This is a genomic window from Microbacterium sp. No. 7, assembly GCF_001314225.1.
Lineage (GTDB): Bacteria > Actinomycetota > Actinomycetes > Actinomycetales > Microbacteriaceae > Microbacterium.
The window spans coordinates 489,745-507,983 of record NZ_CP012697.1 but is presented as its reverse complement, the minus strand read 5'-3'; the positions used below and the strand labels follow the sequence as shown (position 1 = coordinate 507,983).

At 70.6% G+C, this 18,239-nt stretch carries 15 protein-coding genes; 5 read left to right on the top strand and 10 right to left on the bottom strand.

The genetic code is table 11. The features are described from left to right. Window positions 1-82 precede the first annotated feature (82 nt). Together AOA12_RS02255 and trpS are read left to right on the top strand one after the other, a co-directional pair. Window positions 83-907 (top strand): hypothetical protein, encoded by an 825-nt coding sequence (locus tag AOA12_RS02255; protein ID WP_054679563.1) that lies wholly within the window; start codon window positions 83-85, stop codon window positions 905-907. 223 nt (window positions 908-1,130) lie between these two features. Then, on the top strand, window positions 1,131-2,171 hold the full coding sequence (gene trpS, locus AOA12_RS02250; RefSeq protein ID WP_054679560.1) for a tryptophan--tRNA ligase: 1,041 nt from the start codon (window positions 1,131-1,133) through the stop codon (window positions 2,169-2,171). An 8-nt stretch (window positions 2,172-2,179) separates the two neighbouring features. On the opposite strand, the gene istB is transcribed toward trpS, so the two are convergent. Further along, window positions 2,180-2,992, bottom strand: a complete 813-nt coding sequence (istB, locus tag AOA12_RS02245; RefSeq protein WP_054679557.1) for an IS21-like element helper ATPase IstB — start codon at window positions 2,990-2,992, stop codon at window positions 2,180-2,182. After that, window positions 2,989-4,668 (bottom strand): IS21 family transposase, encoded by a 1,680-nt coding sequence (istA, locus tag AOA12_RS02240; RefSeq protein ID WP_054679554.1) that lies wholly within the window; start codon window positions 4,666-4,668, stop codon window positions 2,989-2,991. The genes istB and istA overlap by 4 nt, the downstream gene beginning before the upstream one ends. 119 nt (window positions 4,669-4,787) lie before the next feature. On the opposite strand from istA, the gene AOA12_RS02235 reads away from it, so the two are divergent. Beyond that, on the top strand, window positions 4,788-5,078 hold the full coding sequence (locus AOA12_RS02235) for a hypothetical protein (protein ID WP_054679549.1): 291 nt from the start codon (window positions 4,788-4,790) through the stop codon (window positions 5,076-5,078). Between the two features lie 165 nt (window positions 5,079-5,243). Here the strand turns inward: AOA12_RS02235 and AOA12_RS02230 are convergent, their stop codons facing one another. Then, on the bottom strand, window positions 5,244-7,466 hold the full coding sequence (locus tag AOA12_RS02230) for an ATP-dependent Clp protease ATP-binding subunit (protein ID WP_082405865.1): 2,223 nt from the start codon (window positions 7,464-7,466) through the stop codon (window positions 5,244-5,246). 185 nt (window positions 7,467-7,651) lie between these two features. Here AOA12_RS02230 and AOA12_RS02225 point away from each other — a divergent pair, with 185 nt between their 5' ends. Further along, window positions 7,652-8,530, top strand: coding sequence for a formate/nitrite transporter family protein (locus AOA12_RS02225; RefSeq protein ID WP_054679546.1), 879 nt, complete (start codon window positions 7,652-7,654; stop codon window positions 8,528-8,530). Between the two features lie 331 nt (window positions 8,531-8,861). On the opposite strand, the gene AOA12_RS02220 is transcribed toward AOA12_RS02225, so the two are convergent. From AOA12_RS02220 to AOA12_RS02200, 5 genes are all read right to left on the bottom strand, one after another. Further along, on the bottom strand, window positions 8,862-9,983 hold the full coding sequence (locus AOA12_RS02220) for a uroporphyrinogen-III synthase (RefSeq protein ID WP_054679544.1): 1,122 nt from the start codon (window positions 9,981-9,983) through the stop codon (window positions 8,862-8,864). Continuing rightward, complete coding sequence (gene cobA / locus AOA12_RS02215) at window positions 9,980-11,245, bottom strand: uroporphyrinogen-III C-methyltransferase (protein ID WP_054686748.1); 1,266 nt, start codon at window positions 11,243-11,245, stop codon at window positions 9,980-9,982. The genes AOA12_RS02220 and cobA overlap by 4 nt, the downstream gene beginning before the upstream one ends. Then, window positions 11,242-11,589: a nitrite reductase small subunit NirD gene (gene nirD / locus AOA12_RS02210; protein WP_054679540.1), complete on the bottom strand. Its 348-nt coding sequence runs from the start codon at window positions 11,587-11,589 to the stop codon at window positions 11,242-11,244. The genes cobA and nirD overlap by 4 nt, the downstream gene beginning before the upstream one ends. Further along, window positions 11,586-14,156 (bottom strand): nitrite reductase large subunit NirB, encoded by a 2,571-nt coding sequence (nirB, locus tag AOA12_RS02205; RefSeq protein WP_197281034.1) that lies wholly within the window; start codon window positions 14,154-14,156, stop codon window positions 11,586-11,588. The genes nirD and nirB overlap by 4 nt, the downstream gene beginning before the upstream one ends. 358 nt (window positions 14,157-14,514) lie before the next feature. After that, on the bottom strand, window positions 14,515-15,480 hold the full coding sequence (locus tag AOA12_RS02200) for a GlxA family transcriptional regulator (protein WP_054679537.1): 966 nt from the start codon (window positions 15,478-15,480) through the stop codon (window positions 14,515-14,517). 71 nt (window positions 15,481-15,551) lie between these two features. On the opposite strand from AOA12_RS02200, the gene AOA12_RS24005 reads away from it, so the two are divergent. Continuing rightward, the gene (locus AOA12_RS24005; RefSeq protein WP_257720151.1) at window positions 15,552-15,677 is read left to right on the top strand and encodes a hypothetical protein; all 126 of its coding nucleotides are present in this window, start codon (window positions 15,552-15,554) and stop codon (window positions 15,675-15,677) included. 206 nt (window positions 15,678-15,883) lie between these two features. Here AOA12_RS24005 and AOA12_RS02195 read toward each other — a convergent pair whose 3' ends face one another. Together AOA12_RS02195 and AOA12_RS02190 are read right to left on the bottom strand one after the other, a co-directional pair. Next, window positions 15,884-16,963 carry a glycosyltransferase family 4 protein gene (locus AOA12_RS02195; RefSeq protein ID WP_054679533.1) on the bottom strand — a complete coding sequence of 360 codons (1,080 nt, stop codon included), beginning with the start codon at window positions 16,961-16,963 and terminating at the stop codon, window positions 15,884-15,886. Then, window positions 16,963-18,147 carry a glycosyltransferase gene (locus AOA12_RS02190; RefSeq protein ID WP_054679530.1) on the bottom strand — a complete coding sequence of 395 codons (1,185 nt, stop codon included), beginning with the start codon at window positions 18,145-18,147 and terminating at the stop codon, window positions 16,963-16,965. Before AOA12_RS02190 ends, AOA12_RS02195 begins: the two co-directional genes overlap by 1 nt. Window positions 18,148-18,239 lie beyond the last annotated feature (92 nt).

Here is an 18,239-nt window from a genome sequence, read left to right as displayed (position 1 = left end):
GCTCCGTCATGCGTGCCGTCCGCGCGGCCCGACCGCCTAGGCTCGAGCCGCCCCCCGCCCTTCTCCGAGACCGGGAGGTCGCATGTCCCAGATCCCGCCCGCGCCGCATTCCGTGAGCCGCCCGCGCGCGAACGCACGGTCGCGCCGTCGGCGCCGGCAGCTCACCTGGTCCACCTGGCTGCTCTGGCCGTTCGCCACCGTGATCTTCGGCAGCATGCCGCTCTTCGTGCCGTTCGTGCTCAGCACCGGGGCGACCCCGCTCGTCGCCGACTACGGCGGCACCGTCGCGGGCATCGGCGCGTGGGCGGCGCCCGCCTTCGCGAAGGGCTTCGACGCGCTGGGCGTGCTGGCCACGCTGCTCGTCGCCGTCGCCGCGATGCGCGGCTTCCCCGGCGCACGGCTGCCCCTGTCGGACCGCTCCGACGTGCTGATCGACACCCTCGCGACGGTCTCGTACGTCACGCTCCTGCTGATCGGCGCGCTCGTGGTCCCGGTGCTCGCCTCGTCCCCCGGCACGGCGTCGGAGACCCTGCTGCTCTGGGTCTGCGCCTGGGGCGTCATGATCATCGCGCTCGGCGTGGGCGGCAGCATGTCGCCGCGCGAGGCCTACCTCCGCGAACGCGCGCGGCACGCGCGGCTGCTGCACGGCGTTCCGACGACCTCCGCCGCGCCGCCGACCCGGCGGGCGCTCGTCCTCGCGGTCGCGACGGCCGTCTCGCTCCCGCTGCTCACCTGGTCGGCCTGCTGCGTCGCCGTCGCCGTGGTCGACGGCCGGTTCTGGCCGCACGTCCCGTTCCTGCTCGTGCTCGCGTTCGGCTCCTACCTCGCGCTGATCGGGTGGTTCGTGCTCGCCGACCGGACGAGCAGGCCGTTCGACCGCATCGCCGCGACGACCCTCGTCTGGTGAGAATGTCAACCTCAGCTGGGCCCAGGGCGGCAATCTAAACGGGACCCACCCTGTGGTTTCTGGTCTTGGTTCCGGGCCCCGGTAGTATCTCGTTCATGAACTTCAACCGTTCCGCTTGGTGGTGGCTGCGATAGCAGCCGGTTGAAGTATGTTCACGGGCTGCACGGCAGCTCGTGGAACGGCCCGAGTACTCCGTGTAGCTCCCAATCATCGGGAGACACAAATGGAGTCCTTCATCGCAACCGCGCAACGCTCGGCAGAGGTCGCGGTCCTCGTGGCCGAGCACCCCGAGCACTTTCGAGTCCTCACGGGTGAGCGGCCGACTGGGCCGCTGCATCTGGGCCACTACTTTGGCACCATCAGGGAACGGGTGCGTCTCCAGCAGGCTGGCGTCGAGATGTTCCTCGTGCTCGCGGACTATCAGGTCATCACCGACCGAGACACGATGGCTCACGTTCGCGAGAACGTCTATAGCGCTGTGCTCGACTATCTCGCCGCGGGCATCGACCCGGAACGGACGACCATTTTCACCCACTCGTCGGTGCCGGCGCTGAATCAGTTGATGCTGCCGTTCCTGAGCTTGGTCACCGAGGCGGAACTGCATCGTAATCCGACCGTCAAAGCGGAACTCGCGGCGTCCGGGCGCGCGTTGAGCGGGTTGCTCTTGACCTATCCGGTGCACCAGGCGGCCGACATTCTGTTCTGCAAAGGCAATCTCGTGCCCGTCGGCAAGGACAACCTCCCGCATGTGGAGATGACTCGCGTGATCGCTCGACGGTTCAACGAGCGCTATGGGGATGTCTTCCCGGTTCCGGATGCGTTGATCACGTCGACGCCGGAGGTTCCGGGCTTGGACGGTCGGAAGATGTCGAAGAGCTACGGGAACGCGATCGCGTTATCTATGACACCGGACGAGACAGTTGCGGTGATTCGTCAGACTCGGACCGATCAGGACCGGCGGATCAGTTTCGATCCCGAGGACAGGCCTGGTGTTTCGGCGCTGTTGTCGACGGCCGCGCTGTGCCGCGGTGTCGAGCCAGCCGAGTTAGCCGACGAGATCGGTGATGGCGGCAGCAGCGCCCTGAAAGCCATGACGGCGACAGCCGTGAACGACTTCTTGGAACCGTTGCGCGTGAGGCGGCAAGCCTTCGCCAAAGACGAGGATCTCGTGCGGGCGATTCTTCGCCACGGCAATGAGGCTGCGAACACTTCGGCGGAGTCAACACTGGCCCAGGTGCGCGAAGCAATGGGGACGATCTACTAGGACCTCGGTCAGACCTGGTCAGTGAGTCGGCGGGTGTGGGCGAGGCGATAGGAGTCGGTGCCGGTTTCGATGATGCTGCCACCGAACGTGAGTCGGTCGACGATCGCAGCGCAGAGCCTCGGGTCGGTGAAGGTCCTCGTCCATCCGGAGAACGATTCGTTGGAGGCTATCGCGACGGAGTTCTTCTCTTCGCGTTCGGTGAGGACCTGGAACAGGAGCTCGGCTCCGCGGCGGTCGAGTTCCATGTAGCCGAGTTCATCGATGCAGAGCAAGTCGACGCGGCCGTAGCGAGCGATGGTGCGGGCGAGCTGCTTCTCGTCGGCGGCTTCGACGAGTTCGTTGACGAGTTTCGTCGCGAGCGTGTATTTGACCCGATAGCCCTTCTCTGCAGCCGCGGTTCCCAGACCGATCAGTAGATGCGATTTCCCGGTACCGGAGTCGCCGATGAGGCAGAGCGGTTCGCCTTTGCGGATCCAGTCACCGGTAGCGAGTTGGTGGATCGTGGCCGGGTTGATGTTCGGGTTCGCGTCGAAATCGAAGTCACCGAGCCACTTGCTCCGCGGGAAGCCAGCCGCAGACACGCGCCGAATCGAGGAGCGCCGATCGCGATCATCGCACTCCGCGAGCAGTAGCTCTGCCAGGAACCCTTGGTAGGACAGCTGCTCTCGGTTCGCGGTCACCAGGGCCTCGTCAACGACGGCGCGGACAGTCGGGAGCCGGAGACGCCGGCAGGCCTGATCGACAGCCGCGATCGCTGCTTCTTCGGTGAGCCCGCGTCTCCGGCGCAGCGTCGTCGTGACGGTGGTGGGTTTCGTGGTCATGTTCCCGTGGTTCCTTCCCGATCAATCGCTTCGTCCGTGAGCGTCGGGCGTGCCCGACGTTCCAAGAGTTCGTCGTAGCCGGCGACACTCGGCAGTGGTCTCGTGTCGGCCGGGAGACCTGCGATCACCGCGGCCGGATCAGCGAGACGGCGTTGGGTGAGACTGACAACTCGTTGCTCGCGGCCAGACGCGAGTTCACGGAGATGACCATGCAGGCCAGGCCCACCCGTCGAAGTTTGTCTGCGGGCTTCGACAGCGACGACATCGGCGGTGACTGCCCCGACTTGGAGTGCTGCGTGGATGCCGGCGATCACTTCCTCTGCGGGCATGCTCCGGTGCAGAAGCAGAACATCAATGAGGGCTCGCGTGCCGACGGCATCACCATCGGTCTTGCGGGCGGCCGCCCAGAACGCATCGTGGGCAGCCGTAAACACTCCGGCCTCCCGCGCCCTCGCTAAGGCGGTGGCTCCCGGGAGCGCTCCGGGCTTCTGACGCAACACCTCGAGGTAATGGTCGAGGACGACTGATTGTCCGCCGCGCGCGACAACTCGCTCATGGCGGGCAACTTCCTGGTGCCCGTCGAAAACGACGACCACGGACGCGCGTAATGAGACGCGGACGTTCCGGCCGATCAGATGGGCGGGGACGGAGTACTTCGCCATCCGAACCGTGATCAGACTCGACCTGTCGACCCGCGGATGCAGCGTCAGGCCTGGATCGAATCGCTCATACGGCAGCGGCGACAGCAGTGCCTGTTCGACGGCGAAGTCCTGGCCGACTGTGCGAATCCGCGACGCGATCCGCCGCCTGTCATCCGCCGCGTCCCAGGCGCGGATTCTCGCGTTGAGTTCTGCGAGGGAATCGACAACCGGCATGGGTGTCAAATGTGTTCGCCGGAACCGCCCGACCTCACCCTCAACGCCGCCCTTCTCATGTGCGCCCGTGATACCGGGTTGGCAGTAGAACGAATCGAACCCGTAGTGGGAGCGGAACAGCACCCACCGCTCGTTCTCGATCCGGCCGCGCCCGTTGCCATAGAGCACCGCCTGGACTGCCGATGTCAGATTGTCGTAACGGATATGCCGGGTCGGGATGCCGCCAATCTCTTCGAACGCATCAATGTGGCCCTCGAGGAATGCTTCCTGCGACTGAGTCGAATAAACCCGGTGGATCGCCTTCCCCGAGTGAGAGAGCCGGAACACGAACATGTGGCACTTCGTCTTCACCCCAGCTAGCACCACCCACACCTCGCCGAAATCGACCTCAGCCTCCGCACCTGGCTGGTGGTCTTGAGGGATGAAGACCTCCACCCGCCGGCCCGCGACCGCGTCGATCTCGGGCCGGCGAAAGCGGACGTAGTTACGAACAGTCGAATACGACAATTCAGTCGCTCCGTGCTCCTCAATAAGACGATCCAGTACCCGGGTCGCGGTGTGGCGCTGCTTCCTTGGTGCCGTCAGATCCTCCCGCAGCATCGCGTCGATCGCGGGCTTGAACCGGTCAAGCCTCGGCGCCGACCTCACCCGCGTCTTCTTCGGCGGCGGTTCCGGCGAAGCCAACGCCTGCCGCACCGTCGCTCGCCCAACGTGATGACGGCGCGCAAGCTCTCTGATCGAGAGCTCCTCCACCCGCGCATCACGCCGAATCGCCGCGAACACATCCACCCGAGATCCCATCCCAAACCTCCACCATCAGCATCCGGAACAACAGTTCCGTCAACGGTGGAGGTGGACTCGGCTCAGGCTGCCGTGGACACCCCGTCAAGCAGCAAGTGGTCTCCGCTTAGATTGCCCTGGTGGGTCCGACTTACGCTGCCATAGTCATCTGGCTGGGCGCGGCCGCGGGGGCCGTCTTCACGCTGGTGCTCCTGCATGCCGGGCTGTGGCTCGTCGGCATCCCCCTCCTCGTCTTCACCGCCGCGTGGTCCGCCGTCTTCCTGCGGCGGCGGATCACCGCGAGGGCATGGCCGTTCGCGCTCATCCAGGACCGGCTGACCGCGAACGGCCTCGCCCGCCAGGCGCAGCGCGTGCACGACGCCCGGCGAGAGTGGCGCGCCGAGCCGTCCAGCAGCAGACCCTGCAGATAGGGCAGGATGACACGCCGCGGTGCGCCGCGCGGGAGACGGGCGTGGACAGCGACAGCGGAGTGGCATCCGCCGTCACGAGCGCAGGAGAAATCACGTGGACAGGACGATCCGGGTGGAAACGTCCTGTCCACGTGATTTCTCCTGTGGCGCTGATGCCGACACGCGTCAATCCAGCAGCTCGGCCTCGATCACGTCGTCCTCGTCGGGGCCGGCGGATGCCGCGGGCTCCGCGGCCGGGGGCGTCGCAGCCGTGAGCACGAGCTGCGAGCCGTCGGCGGCCACGTCGACCCGCACGAGGTCGCCGTCGCGCACGCCGCCCGAGAGCAGGGCCATCGCGAGGCGGTCCTGGATCTCCGACTGGATGAGCCGGCGCAGCGGCCGGGCGCCGAACAGCGGGTCGTAGCCGCGCTCGGCGAGCCAGGCCCGCGCGTCGGGCGTGACCGCCAGCGTCAGGCGACGATCGCGCAGCCGGCGCTGCAGCGCGTCGACCGACAGCTCCACGATCTGGGCGAGGTCGTCCTCCGAGAGCGCCTGGAACATCACGACGTCGTCGAGACGGTTCAGGAACTCGGGGCGGAAGGCCTGGCGCACGAGCGCCATGACCTGCTCGCGCTTGACCTGCAGCGACAGGGTCGGGTCGATCAGGATCGGCGAGCCGATGTTCGACGTGAGGATCAGGATCGTGTTGGTGAAGTCGACCGTGCGGCCCTGGCCGTCGGTGAGCCGTCCGTCGTCGAGCACCTGCAGCAGGATGTCGAACACCTCGGGGTGCGCCTTCTCGACCTCGTCGAGCAGCACGACCGAGTACGGACGGCGCCGCACGGCCTCGGTCAGCTGGCCGCCCTGCTCGTAGCCGATGTATCCGGGAGGGGCGCCGACGAGGCGGGCGACGGAGTGCTTCTCGCCGTACTCGCTCATGTCGATGCGCACCATGGCGCGCTCGTCGTCGAACAGGAACTCGGCGAGCGCCTTGGCCAGCTCGGTCTTGCCGACGCCGGTGGGGCCGAGGAACAGGAACGATCCGGTCGGACGGCCGGGGTCGCTGATGCCCGCGCGCGAGCGGCGCACGGCATCCGAGACGGCCTTCACGGCATCCTTCTGGCCGATGAGGCGCCTGCCCAGCTCGGCCTCCAGGTGCACGAGCTTCTCGCTCTCGCCCTGCAGCAGCCTGCCGACGGGGATGCCGGTCCACGCGGCGATCACGGCGGCGATGTCCTCGTCGGTCACCTGCTCGTTGACCATGCGCTCCTCGGACGGGTCCGCCTCGGCGCGCTCGGCCTCGGCGAGCTGCTCCTGCAGGCCCTTGATCGTCTCGTACTCGAGCTTGGAGGCCTTGGCGTAGTTCGCCTCGCGCAGCGCGAGGTCACGCTCGGTGATCGCGGCATCCAGCTTCTTCTTCAGGTCGCCGACGCGGTTGAGCCCCGCGCGCTCGCGCGCCCAGCGCGCCTCGAGGGCGTCGAGCTCCGACTGCGCCTCGGACATCTGCTCGCGCAGCTTGCCCAGGCGCTCCTTCGACGCAGCATCCTTCTCCTTCTTGAGGGCGAGCTCCTCCAGGCGCATGCGGTCGATCCGGCGCCGCAGCTGGTCGATCTCGACGGGGCTGGAGTCGATCTCCATCTTGAGCCGGCTCATCGCCTCGTCGATCAGGTCGATCGCCTTGTCGGGCAGCTGACGGCTCGGGATGTAGCGGTTCGACAGGGATGCCGCGGCCACGAGCGCGCTGTCGCTGATCGTCACGCCGTGGTGCGCCTCGTAGCGGCCCTTGAGCCCGCGCAGGATCGCGACGGTGTCCTCGACCGAGGGCTCGCCGACGTAGACCTGCTGGAAGCGGCGCTCGAGGGCGGCGTCCTTCTCGATGAACTCGCGGTACTCGTCGAGCGTCGTCGCGCCGATGAGGCGCAGCTCGCCGCGCGCGAGCATGGGCTTGAGCATGTTGGATGCCGCGACCGAGCCCTCGCCGCCGCCCGCGCCCATGAGCACGTGCAGCTCGTCGATGAACGTGATGATGCGGCCGTCGGAGTCGGTGATCTCCTTGAGCACGCTCTTCAGGCGCTCCTCGAACTGCCCGCGGTACATGGCCCCCGCGACGAGCGCGGAGATGTCGAGGCTCACGAGTTCTTTGTCTTTGAGGCTCTCGGCGACGTCGCCCGCGACGATGCGCTGGGCAAGACCCTCGACGACGGCCGTCTTGCCGACGCCGGGCTCACCGATGAGCACGGGGTTGTTCTTGGTGCGCCGCGTGAGCACCTGGCTGACGCGGCGGATCTCGCTGTCGCGCCCGATGACGGGGTCGAGCTTGCCCTGCCGGGCGCGGTCGGTGAGGTTGATCCCGAACTGCTCGAGGGCGCTCTTCTGCTCCTCCTGCCCGGGCATGGGCTGTGCGTTCATTCGTTCTCCTGAAATCTCTCGCGGTTCAAACTTGAGTCGCTATGGCTCAACTTTACCACGTCGCACCTCACTGTGGCATCCGTCGGATGTGCGCGAAGTGTTCGCGTGCGGCAACACGCGTCGCACGCGGGGGAAACGCGGGCGCAGCATCCTGGGTCTACTGTCATCGCTCCCCCGGAGGTCCCATGTCGTACGTGAAACCCGCCGAGCTCGTCACCCGGATGGTGGATGCCGGCGCGAGCAAGATCCTCATGTCCACCCGCGACACCGTGATCCGCGCGATCATGGGCGGCGCGATCCTCGCCCTCGCCGCCGCGTTCGCCGTGACGGTGTCGGTGCAGACGGGACAGCCGCTGCTGGGCGCCCTGCTCTTCCCCGTGGGGTTCGTGCTGCTCTACCTCATGGGCTTCGACCTGCTCACCGGCGTGTTCACGCTCGCGCCCCTCGCCTGGCTCGACAAGCGCCCGGGCGCGACGACGGGCGGCGTGCTGCGCAACTGGGGCCTCGTGTTCGTCGGCAACTTCGTCGGCGCGTTCCTCGTCGCCGTGCTCATGGCGATCTACTTCACCTACGGCTTCTCCAGCCCGCCGAGCGAGGTCGGCCTCGCGATCGGCGAGATCGGCCACGGCCGCACCGTCGGCTACGCCGACCACGGCTGGGCGGGCATGCTCACCCTCTTCATCCGCGGAGTGCTGTGCAACTGGATGGTGTCGACGGGCGTCGTCATGGCCATGGCGTCCGACAGCCTCGTCGGCAAGGTGCTCGGCATGTGGCTGCCGATCATGCTCTTCTTCTACATGGGCTTCGAGCACTCGATCGTGAACATGTTCCTGTTCCCCTCGGGTCTGCTGCTCGGCGCCGACTTCACCCTGTGGGACTACCTGATCTGGAACGAGATCCCCACCGTGATCGGCAACCTCGTCGGCGGCCTGACGTTCGTCGGCCTCACCCTCTACGTGACCCACGGCCGCACCGCCCCGGCCCGCACCCCGCGCGGCTTCGCCGCCCCGGCGGCGAAGCCCGCCCCGGAGCGGGCGGCCGAGCGCGTCGGCGCGCACGGCTGAGCGGCGCGGCGGTCGCCGCCCCCGCCCCGCTGGTTGAGTAGCGCGCGCAGCGCGCGTATCGAAACCCGTGTAACGGCCCGTTACACGGGTTTCGATACGCCGCCTCCGGCGGCTACTCAACCAGCGGGGGTGTGTGGGGCGGAGGCGGGTGCGGGGGTGGGTTGCGGGTGCGTCCCGTCCCGCTGGTCGAGTGCTCGCGGCGGAGCCGCGAGTGTATCGAGACCCGTCCCACGGACCGTTAGACGGGTTTCGATACGCCGCCTGCGGCGGCTACTCAACCAGCGGGGGCGGGGGGAGAGAGAACCCCAAGCTTCGGGGTGGGGACCAGGGCTCAGTCGTCGGTGTGGAGGCGGTAGCCGCGTTTGATGACGGTCTGCACGACGCCGGCGCCGAGGGCCTCGCGCACGCGCGCGACGGCCATCTCGACGGCGTGGTCGTTGCGGCCCGAGCCGGGCAGCACGTCGAGCAGGTCGGCGCGTGAGACCACGCCCCCGGCGGCGTCGAACAGCGCGCCGAGCACGTTCACGCCGGTGCGCGACAGCGCGATGAACCGGCCGCCCAGCAGGACCCCGCCGCTGCGCACCTGCAGGGGCCCGGCGGCCGTGACCCGCACGGGCGCCGCGCCGCCGCCGAAGTAGGTGACGACCCCGCGCACGAGCGAGCCCAGCCGCCCGCGCTCGGCCTGCAGCACGGTCAGGTCGGCCTCGAGCAGGGGCGACGCCGTGATCGGGCCGACCGCGGCGAGCAGCAGCCGCCCGGTCGCGGCGCGGCGCCGGATGCGCTCGAGCACGCCGGCCTCGTCGGCCTCGGCGAGCCATTGCGCGGCGCCGGGCGCCGAGGTGAAGAGCACAGCATCCACCTCGCCGTCGCCCGTCTGCAGCACCGAGCGGCGCACGAGCTCGGGATCGGGCGGCGGCCCCCAGCGGTACACCGTGAGGCTCACGACGTCGGCGCCGTGCGCCGTGAACAGCTCGTCGAGGCCGTCGGCGCCCGAGCCGTGGTGCTGCACGGCGATGCGCGCCCCGGCGATGCCCTGCGCCACGAGGTACTCGCCGAGCTCGGCCGCCGTCTCCGACTCGGCGACCCAGTCGGCCGTGAACCCCGCCTGCTGGATCGCGCCGCGCGCCTTGGGCCCGCGCGCGATGAGACGCGCGCCCGACAGCACCTCGCTCAGCCCGTCGAACAGGTCGGCCTCGACGGCGGCATCCACCCAGCCGCGGAACCCCACCCCCGTCGTGGCGACGACGACGTCGGGCGGGTCGGCGATGAGCTCGCGGGTGCGCTCCAGCAGCGCCTCGTCGTCGATGTGCGGCACGATCGTGAGCGCGGGCGCGCGGCGCACGACGGCGCCGTGCCGTTCGAGCGCCGCGGTGAGCTCGCCGGCGCGCCGGTCCACCGCGATGACGATCGTGCAGCCGTGCAGCGCGTCGGACAGCGGTGCGGCCCGGCTCACCCGGTGCCCTCATACGGGCCGCCGCCCGCATACGATCCCGCGTCCTCGCGGGACCACTCGGGCAGCAGCAGCCCGGCGCGGGCGACGTCGCCCACGACGATCACCGCGGGGTTGCGCACCCCGACGGCGCGCGCGTCGGCGACGGCGGAGCCCAGGGTCGTGTGCGTCGTGCGCTGCTGCGGCGTGTGCCCGCTCTCCACGATCGCGACGGGCCGGTCGGCCGCCGCGCCGTGCGCGAGCGCCTGCTGCGCGAGACGGGGCAGGGCCGCGACGCCCATGAGCACGACCGTCGTCGTCGCCGGGTCGGCGAGCGCCGCGAGCGTCGCGGCGGTGAGCGCCGCCTGCCCGTTGACGATGTGCACGGCGCCCGCGACGCCGCGATGCGTCACGGGGATGCCGGCCGCCTGCGGGACGGCGATCGCGCTCGAGATGCCGGGCACGACCTCGACGGGGATGCCGGCCCCCACACAGGCCCGCACCTCCTCGCCGCCGCGTCCGAACACGAACGGATCGCCGCCCTTCAGGCGCACCACTCGCTTGCCCGCGCGGGCGTGCTGCACGAGCAGCGCGTTGATGTCGTCCTGCGGCACGGGGTGGTGCCCCGGCCTCTTGCCGACGTCGATGACGAGGGTGTCGGGATCGAGCTCGCCCACGAGCTGCGACCCGGGTCCGAGCCGGTCGGCGACCACGACGTCGGCCTCGGCGAGCAGCCGCCGCGCGCGCACCGTGAGCAGGTCGCCCGGGCCGGGACCGCCGCCGATCAGGTCGACGCGGCCGACCGCGGTCTTGCGCCGGCGCCGCAGCGGCAGGCGCCCCTCGGTGAACAGGCCGTCGATCGCGTCGCGCACGCGCGCCGAGCGACGGGGGTCGACACCGGCATCCGACACGACGCCTACGATCACGTCGCCGGATGCCGTCTGCGCGCTCAGCCGCGCCGTGCCGCGCGCGCCGTCGGATGCCGTGATGCACAGCACGCGGCGCCGCTCGGCCGCCGCGGCGACGTCGCGGTCGACACGCGGGTCGCCCGTCGCGGCGTGCACGAGCCAGGCGCCGGCGACGTCGCCGCGCCGGAACCGCCGCGGCGTCCACGCGACATCGCTGCGTCGCACGAGCGCGCGCACGGCGTCGCACAGCTCCGGAGCGACGACGCGCACGTGCGCCCCGTCGTCGAGGAACCGGGCGAGGCGCCGCGCCGTGACGGGCCCGCCGCCGACCATGAGCACCTCGCGGCCCGCGAGCGACACGCCGATCATCGTGGTCATCGCGCCGCCTCCCACCGGATGTAGATGTCGTCGCCCCGTCGCGCCACGGGCCACACGCGCAGGGCCTTCGGCTCCTTGCCCTGCGGATCGAGGCACGTGCCCGTCCGCAGGTCGAACACCTGCTTGTACATGGGCGACGCGACCGTGGGCGCATCGCCCCGTGTTCCGACGATACCGCGCGAGATCACGTGCGCACCGCTGTAGGGGTCATGGTTCGACACCGCGTGCACGGAGCCGTCGCGCAGCAGGAACAGCGCGATCTGCGTCTCGTCGATGAGGGCGGCACGGCCCCGCTCGACCTCGAGGGCGTCGACGGGGCAGACCCTCACCCACGCGGCGCTCATCGCCGCACCGCCAGCGTCGCGCCCGCGATGCGCACCGACTCGCGCTCCTCGGGGCTCGCGGGGCGTATCTGGCCGCGCTCCGTGACGTACGCGAGCGACGGGTCGGCCGTCTGCGGCGCGTTCACGAACGACTGGAACCGGCGCAGCTTCTCGGGGTCGGCGAGCGTCGCCGCCCACTCGTCCTCGTAGCCCTCGACGTGGCGCGCCATCGCGGCATCCAGGTCGGCGCACACGCCCAGGCGGTCGTCGAAGATCACCGCGCGCAGCCCGTCGATGCCGCCCTCCAGGTCCTCCATCCACGGCGCCGTGCGCTGCAGCCGGTCGGCCGTGCGGATGTAGTACATGAAGAACCGGTCGATCGTGCGGATGAGGGCGTCGTCATCGAGCCCCTCGGCGAGCAGCTGCGCGTGCCGCGGCGTGAACCCGCCGTTGCCGCCGACGTAGACGTTCCAGCCGTTCTCGGTCGCGATCACGCCGACGTCCTTCGAGCGGGCCTCGGCGCACTCGCGCGCGCAGCCCGAGACGCCCAGCTTGAGCTTGTGCGGGGCGCGGAGGCCGCGGTAGCGCAGCTCGAGCCGCACGGCCATGCCCACGGAGTCGAGCACGCCGTAGCGGCACCAGGTGGAGCCGACGCACGACTTCACGGTGCGCAGCGACTTGCCGTAGGCGTGGCCCGACTCGAAACCGGCATCCACGAGCCGCTGCCAGATGTCGGGCAGCTGCTCCAGCCGCGCGCCGAACATGTCGATGCGCTGGCCGCCCGTGATCTTCGTGTACAGGCCGAAGTCGCGCGCGACCTCGCCCACCGCGATGAGGCCTTCGGGGGTGACCTCGCCGCCCGCCATGCGCGGCACGACCGAGTAGGTGCCGTCCTTCTGCAGGTTGGCCATGACGTGGTCGTTCGTGTCCTGCAGCGTCGCGTTCTCGCCGTCGAGCACGTGCGTGCCCGTGAGCACGGCGAGGATGCTGGCGAGCGCGGGCTTGCAGATGTCGCAGCCGCGGCCGCGGCCGAAGCGCTCGATGACGGCGCTGAAGGTCGTGAGCTCCGCGACGCGCACGGCGTCGAACAGCTGGCGGCGCGACATGTCGAAGTGCTCGCACAGCGCGTTCGAGACGGTCTGGCCCATCTTCGTGAGCTCCTGGCCCACGATCTTCTTGACCATGACGATGCACGAGCCGCACGTGGCGCCAGCCTTGGTGCAGGCCTTCACGGCCCCGGCATCCATGCATCCCTCTTCGTGCACGGCCTCGCGGATGCGCCCCGCCGTGACGCTCGAGCACGAGCACACGATCGCCGCATCGGGCAGTTCGGTCTGCGGCGCCTCGCCCGACGACTCGGGCGCGAGGTACACGGCGGGGTCGGCGCCGAGCGCGCCGCCCACGAGGGGGCGCAGCGAGCCGTACGCCGACGCGTCGCCGACGAGGATGCCGCCCAGCAGCGTCTTGGCGTCATCCGACAGCACGAGCTTCTTGTACACGCCCGCGACGGCGTCGGAGTAGACGACGTCGAGCGCGCCCGGCGTCTCGCCGAACGCGTCGCCGAAGCTCGCGACGTCGACGCCCGAGAGCTTGAGCTTGGTCGACAGGTCGTAGCCGGGGAACGTCGCCTCGCCGCCGAGCAGCCGCGTCGCCGCGACCTCGGCCATCGCGTAGCCGGGGGCGACCAGGCCCACGGCCATGCCCTCGAAGCTCGCGACCTCGCCGATCGCGAGGATCGCGGGGTCGCTCGTCCGGCACGAGGCGTCGATCACGACGCCGCCGCGCGGGTCGCAGTCGAGCTGCGCGTCGCGGGCCAGCTCGTCGCGCGGGCGCACGCCGACCGTGAAGACCACGACATCGGCATCCGCGTAGTCGCCGTTCTTGAACTGCAGGCCCGCGACCTTGCCGCTGCGGTCGGGGTCGACGCGGGTCGTGATGGTCTCCAGCCGCACGTCGATGCCGCGCGCCTCGATGAGCCGCCGCAGCACGGCGCCGCCCTGCGCGTCGAGCTGCGCTGACATGAGCCGGTCGCTCGACTGCACGATCGTGGGCTCCACGTCGAGCCCCTGCATCGCGCCCGCGGCCTCGAGGCCCAGCAGGCCGCCGCCGATGACGTAGCCGCGCAGGGGGCGGCCGAGCTCGGCGCGGCGGCGCAGGGCGAAGGCGCGCAGGCCCTCGACGTCGTCGAGGGTGCGGTAGACGAAGCACCCCGGCAGGTCGAAGCCGTCGAGCGCGAGGCGCGCGGCGTACGATCCCGTCGCGAGCACGAGCGTGTCGTACTCGAGGCGGCGCCCGCTGCGGAGCCGTACGCGGCGGCGGTGCCGGTCGACGACGGCGACGGGGTCGCCCGTCTCGAGCACGACGCGCGGGTCGTCGAACACGCGGGGGTCGAGGGTGAGGTCGTCGGCCGTCGCGCCGGAGAAGAAGCCGGTGAGGCCGACGCGGTCGTAGGGATGCCGTCGCTCCTCGCCGACGACGGTGACCTGCACGGCGGCGTCGCCGCGGCTCAGCAGGCTCTCGACGAAGCGGTGGGCCACCATCCCGGCGCCCGCGACGACGATGCGGGTCGGTGAGGTCTCGGTGCTCATGGCGCTCCCCTGGGTCGGTGTCACGGCGCCCCACGGTGGGGACGTCGCTGACCTCCGACGGTAGGCATCCCGTGTTTCACTCCGCGCGAGCACACGTTTCCCCCAGCAAACGTTCCGCTCACTTACGAGCCCTCGGCGGTGTGAGCCCCGCCGGTGCGAGCCCCGCCAGGTGCGAGCCCCCGCGGTGGCGCAAGCCCCCGCGCACCCAACGCCCCGCGAGATGGTGGGATTCTCGGCGACATGGTGCCCACTGTCTCGGCGAGAAACCCACCATCTCGGCGGAGAAGGCACCACCTCGGCGGGAAGCCCACCGTCTCGCGCGGGAGGGGCGCGGGGCGCTGAACAGCGGGGCCGGGGGTCAGGATGCGGCGGCGTCGACGCAGGCGAAGCGGGCGCGGTAGGCGGTGGGGGTCGTGCCGAGGGTGCGGGCGAAGTTCTGGCGCAGCACCGCGGCGGAGCCGAAGCCGCAGTCGGCGGCGATCGCGTCGAGCCCGAGGTCGGTCTGCTCCAGCAGGCGCTGCGCGTGGATGATCCGCTGCCGCGCGAGCCACGCGGCGGGCGTCGTGCCGTAGTCGGCCTTGAACCGGCGGGCGAAGGTGCGCGGCGACATGTGCGCGCGGGCGGCGAGCTGCTCGACGGTGAGCTCGCCGCACAGGTTCTGCAGCGCCCAGTCGGCCACCGGGGCGAGCGAGAGGGATGCCGTGACCGGCAGCGGCGATCCGATGAACTGCGCCTGGCCCCCGTCGCGCTGCGGCGGCACGACCATGCGCCGCGCGATCGTGTTGGTGATCTCGGCGCCGAGCTCGAGCCGCAGCAGGTGCAGGCACGCGTCGAGGCCCGCGGCCGTGCCGGCGCTCGTGATGATGCGGCCGTCCTGCACGTACAGCACGTCGGGATCGACGTCGATCTGCGGATACATCGCCGCCATCCGGTCGGCGTACATCCAGTGCGTCGTCGCGCGGCGTCCGTCGAGCACCCCCGCCGCGGCGAGCACGAACGAGCCGCTGCACACGCTCAGCAGCCAGGCCCCGCGCGCGGCGGCGTGCCGCACGACGTCGAGCACGCGCTCGTCGAGATCGGCCCAGTACTCGTGCGGCACGGGAGAGACCACGACGACGTCGGCCTCGTAGGCGAACGACAGGTCGGCGTCGACGTTGAGCGAGAAGCCCAGCTTCGACGGCACGATCCCGGGATCGGGCGTCACGACGCGGAAGTCGAAGTTCGGCACGCCCTGGTCGGAGCGGTCGATGCCGAAGGCCTCGCACGCGACGCCGAACTCGAAGGGTGCGAACCCGGGGATCACGATGCAGGCGACGGACTCCATGGCAGAAATCCTACTCATACAGTCCGTTCTGCCACTAGTGGCAGTTTCCCGGCATCCGTAGCGTTTCTGCCATGCTTACCGTCATCGCCCTCATCGCCCTCGCGGTGTTCGTCCCCACCGTCGTCGTCCTCACGCTCCGCGTCGTCGCCCGCGACGGCTACCGCCAGCAGCCCACCGACTGGAGCCGCCTCCCCTGACCGCCAGCCCCTGACCCCTGCCCCCACCCCACCCCCCTAAGGCCTCAACCGCGGCAAAACGCGGGTCCAGCGCCTCCCGACCGACACTTCGCCGCGGTTGAACCCCCAGGGGATGCCCACGGCCTTCCCTTCGACCGCGGCAGAGTGCGAGTTCAGACACCTGAGACCCGCACTTTGCCGCGGTTGGAGAAATGAAGGGCGGGCGCTCAGCGCGCGAGCGACGCGACGGCGTCGAGCAGGATGCCGGCGGAGCGGGGCCACGTGAACCGCGCGATGTGCGCGGTGCCGGCCGCGATCACGGCGGCGCGGCGCTCGTCGTCGTCCAGCGCACGCACGGCGTCCGCGACGGCGGCGGGGTCGTGCGGGTCGACGTACAGCGCGCCGTCGCCCGCGACCTCGCGGAAGATCTCCATGTCGGTCACGACCGCGGGCACGCCGAGCGCGAGCGCCTCGGCGACCGGCAGCCCGTATCCCTCGTCGAGCGAGGTCGTCACGAGCACGGCGCGGTCGGCGAGCAGCGCCGCGTACTCGGCATCCGTCACGCCGTCGTGGAACACGACACGCCCCGGGTCCGCGAGGGCCTCGAGCTCCGCCCGCCGCTCCCGCGAGATGCGCGAGAGCAGGTGCAGCGTGCGCCCGGGCAGCAGCCGCATCGCGCGCACGAGCGTCTCGACGTTCTTGTAGGGCATGAACGAGCCCATGTACACGAGGTTCTCGGCGCCGCCGACCACGGAGGCCCCGGTGTCGGCGAGCCGCTGCGGCGCGTTCGGCACCACGACGACCGGCCGCATCGTGAGCCGCACGCGCGCGAACTCGCGGGCGCTCGTCTCGCTCACGGTCGCCACCGTGTCGGCGGCGTTCAGCACCAGCCGCTGCGGCGCGTACGAGAGGTGGAACAGCCGCCATCCGAGCCGCACGTGCCAGGGCAGGTCGCGCGGCGGCGTGCGGTGCCGGTAGTAGATCGTGTCGTGCAGCGTGAGGATCAGCCGGAACCGGCGCCCGAGCGATCCGATCGTCTGCATCGGCGAGAACACCGCGTCGGGCCGGTGCCGGTTCAGCATCAGCGCCGTGAGCGGCTCGCGCAGCGCCGTCGGCCGGTGGATGCGCAGCACGCGCGCCCCCGCGGGCAGCAGCGCCCGCTGCGCGTCGTCGCAGATCAGGAAGACGACCTGCACGCCGCGGGCGGGCGCCTCGGCGTGCACCGCGGCGGCGAGCTCCGCCGAGTAGCGGCTGATCCCGTCGTGGAAGTCCGTGCGGATGTAGCGGGCGTCGAACAGCAGCCGCATCACACCGGCTCGCCGCGGTACAGCTTCTCGAAGGTGTCGAGCGTGCGCTCGATGTCGTGGATCTCGATGCCGTCGAGCGAGGCCCGCTGCATCCGCCGGTACTCCTCGGGGGATGCCGTGAGCACGCGCCGCAGCTTGTCGGCGAGCTCGTCGACGTTGCCGGGCTCGAAGAGGTAGCCGTTCTCGCCGTCCTGCACGAGGTGCGGCAGCGCGACGGCGTCCGCCGCGACGACGGGGAGGCCGGATGCCATGGCCTCCATCGTCGCGATCGACTGCAGCTCCGCGATCGAGGCGATCGCGAACACGTCGGCCTTGGCGTACGTCGCGCGCAGCTGCTCCTCCGAGATGCGCCCGTGGAAGAACACCCGCTCCTGCAGGCCGAGCCGGGCCACCCACTGCTCGAGGTTGCGCTGCTGGTCGCCGCCGCCGACGATGTCGAACACGATGTCGAGCTCGGACGCGAGCTTCGCGACCGCCTGCAGCGTCACCTCGACGTGCTTCTCGGTCGTGAGACGCCCGACGAACAGCACGCGGCGGCGCGGCCGCTCGGTGAGGTCGGGCGCGTAGTTGCGCTTGTCGATGCCGCAGCTGATGGGGATGACGCCGTGGATGTCGATCGTCTGCTCGAGGAAGTCGGCGGCGCGGCGCGTGGGCGTCGTGACGGCGCGCGACATGTCGAAGGTGCGCTTCGCGTCGTCCCAGGCGAGCTTGATCGCGACCTTGTCGAGCAGCGGCGGCAGGGTCGTGAAGTCGATGACGTTCTCGGCCATCACGTGGTTGGTCGCGACGACGGGGATGCCGCGGCGATGCGCGATGCGCGTGAGCCCGCGGCCGATCACGATGTGCGACTGGCTGTGCACGACGTCGGGCTGCACGGCGTCGAGCACGCGGCGCGCGTAGTGCTTGCTCATCCACGGCAGCACGAAGCGCAGCCAGTCGTGCGGGTACCAGCGCCAGCCGGGCAGGCGGTGCACCGTGAGCGGCTGCCCCTCGATGAGCTCGGTGAACACGCCGTGGTTGCCGTGCGTGACGCTCGGCGTGACCACGTGCACCTCGTGGCCGCGGGCCGCGAGCCCGGCGGACAGGCGCTCCGCGAAGCGCGCAGCGCCGTTGACATCGGGGCTGAACGTGTCGGCGGCCATCACGATCTTCAGCGAAGCGGGAGACGGCGCGGAGTCGGTCACGGGGTACGGGGCCTATCTGTGCGTGCGGGGGGCGGCGCACGGTCAGCGCCGCGGGCGAGTCTACCCGAGCGCGTCGGCGACGCCCGGGAGGG

Bases quoted from the DNA above. Each gene is read 5' to 3' on its own strand.
- AOA12_RS02255 (WP_054679563.1), top strand. From the start codon at position 83: ATGTCCCAGATCCCGCCCGCGCCGCATTCCGTGAGCCGCCCGCGCGCG.
- nirD (WP_054679540.1), bottom strand. From the start codon at position 11,589: ATGAGCGCCGCGTGGGTGAGGGTCTGCCCCGTCGACGCCCTCGAGGTC.
- AOA12_RS02230 (WP_082405865.1), bottom strand. From the start codon at position 7,466: ATGAACGCACAGCCCATGCCCGGGCAGGAGGAGCAGAAGAGCGCCCTC.
- istA (WP_054679554.1), bottom strand. From the start codon at position 4,668: ATGGGATCTCGGGTGGATGTGTTCGCGGCGATTCGGCGTGATGCGCGG.
- AOA12_RS02195 (WP_054679533.1), bottom strand. From the start codon at position 16,963: ATGCGGCTGCTGTTCGACGCCCGCTACATCCGCACGGACTTCCACGAC.
- trpS (WP_054679560.1), top strand. From the start codon at position 1,131: ATGGAGTCCTTCATCGCAACCGCGCAACGCTCGGCAGAGGTCGCGGTC.
- AOA12_RS02200 (WP_054679537.1), bottom strand. From the start codon at position 15,480: ATGGAGTCCGTCGCCTGCATCGTGATCCCCGGGTTCGCACCCTTCGAG.
- AOA12_RS02225 (WP_054679546.1), top strand. From the start codon at position 7,652: ATGTCGTACGTGAAACCCGCCGAGCTCGTCACCCGGATGGTGGATGCC.
- cobA (WP_054686748.1), bottom strand. From the start codon at position 11,245: ATGACCACGATGATCGGCGTGTCGCTCGCGGGCCGCGAGGTGCTCATG.
- istB (WP_054679557.1), bottom strand. From the start codon at position 2,992: ATGACCACGAAACCCACCACCGTCACGACGACGCTGCGCCGGAGACGC.
- AOA12_RS24005 (WP_257720151.1), top strand. From the start codon at position 15,552: ATGCTTACCGTCATCGCCCTCATCGCCCTCGCGGTGTTCGTCCCCACC.
- nirB (WP_197281034.1), bottom strand. From the start codon at position 14,156: ATGAGCACCGAGACCTCACCGACCCGCATCGTCGTCGCGGGCGCCGGG.